The sequence below is a fragment of the Arthrobacter sp. TB 26 genome, assembly GCF_000427315.1.
Taxonomy (GTDB): Bacteria; Actinomycetota; Actinomycetes; order Actinomycetales; family Micrococcaceae; genus Arthrobacter.
The window spans coordinates 1-1,551 of record NZ_AUPJ01000013.1; the positions used below are offsets into that span (position 1 = coordinate 1).

Here is a 1,551-nt window from a genome sequence, read left to right on the forward strand (position 1 = left end):
GCCCTGGCTGTGGATCCGGACGTCCTGCTCCTTGATGAGCCCCTGTCCGCCCTGGACATCCACGCGGCCCCGCTGCTGCGGCGGCTGCTCAAACGGGTGCTGGCCGGACGGCGTGCCATCATCGTCACCCATGACGTCCTGGACGCCTACATGCTCGCGGACCGGGTGATCGTGATGGAGGAGGGCCGGATTACCGAGGACGGCCCCACCCGTGATGTCCTCCGGCGGCCGCGCAGCCGGTTCGCCGCGGGGCTGGCCGGGCTGAACCTCGTGTCGGGGACCGTGACGTCCGCGGGGATCCGATCGGCCGAGGGCCTGGAGTTTGCCGGGCAGCACGACGCGCCGCTGGTTGCCGGGCAGGCCGGCGTGGCCGCGTTCCCGCCGTCGGCCGTGTCAGTGTTCCTGAGCGAGGCGCACGGCAGCCCGCGGAACTCGTTCCGCGTCACGGTCACGGACCTGGAGCCGCACGGCGACCAGATCCGGGTCCGCGCCGGCGAGCTGTCCGCGGATGTGACCCCGGCTGCCTCCGCGGACCTTGGTCTGGCGCCGGGGCTGGCGGTCTACTTCGTGGTCAAGGCGGCGGCGGTGTCGATCTACCCGGCGTGACGGGGCCAGGGCCGGGCGGGACCGGGTCGGCCGCCCTTCGTGACGGCGTCACGAAGGGAATGCGCGTCACCAGGACAAATGCACGGCGCCAACTGGAGTGCTCGCCGTAAGCCAGGCCTCCCCGCGGCGCCAATTTTTCCATGACGCGCGAAAGGGCTGGCGCACCGGGTATTCCCCTGGCGCAATCGTTTGTGCGCATCACGGAAGCGAAGCCGCGTCGCAGGGCCGAATGCGCGTCACGGAAGCGAAGCCGCGTCACCGGGCCGGACCGGCTACCCGTCCCTTCGGACGGGGTGCTGGCTGACGATTGAGACCCGGTTGAAGGCGTTCATGGTGATCACCAGCCAGCTTATGGCGGAGAACTCCCCGTCCGTGAGGTGTTTCCTTGCGGCGGCGCCCTCGCGCTCGCGGGCGCCGGCGTCCGAGATGTTGGTGATGGCCTCGGCCAGGGTCAGGGCGGCACGTTCCTTCTCGGTGAAGAGGTCGGTGTCCCGCCAGGCCGGGAGGACGGCCAAGCGCTGCGCCGATTCGCCGTTCTTCACGGCGTCGCCCACGTGCAGGTCCAAGCAATACGCGCAGCCGTTGATCTGCGAAATTCGGACATTCAGCAGCTCGATTAGCGTCCGGTCCAGGCCGGCCTCGTCCGCGGCCTCCTTGGCTTTCAGGCCGAGTCCGTTCAGGGCCCGCCACGCGGCAGGGTGCTCCTTGTCCAGGAACACGGATCGGGTGGTGTGGTGCTGCACTGCTGCTGTCTCATCCATGGTCAAAAGACTACCCATGCGAAACACCGGAAAAACTACGTGACAAATTTGTCACATGTGTGACAAGATGCAGGTACAGCGAAATCCCCTGCAGGAGCGGTTCCCTCGACCGCTCCACGGAGCTGGTCCGCCGACATCGGACCAGCCCCCATCATTCGACGGTCGGCTCCTTGGGGGAGCCGAC

Annotated in this window: 2 protein-coding genes; one reads left to right on the top strand and one right to left on the bottom strand. The window is 68.3% G+C overall.

Going from position 1 to position 1,551, the window contains the following annotated elements:
- Positions 1 to 606 (top strand): TOBE domain-containing protein (locus K789_RS0100235; RefSeq protein WP_024364990.1); only part of this gene is annotated, 606 nt, incomplete at its 5' end.
- A 272-nt stretch (positions 607 to 878) separates the two neighbouring features.
- On the opposite strand, the gene K789_RS0100240 is transcribed toward K789_RS0100235, so the two are convergent.
- Complete coding sequence (locus tag K789_RS0100240; RefSeq protein ID WP_024364991.1) at positions 879 to 1,367, bottom strand: carboxymuconolactone decarboxylase family protein; 489 nt, start codon at positions 1,365 to 1,367, stop codon at positions 879 to 881.
- Positions 1,368 to 1,551: the final 184 nt, after the last annotated feature.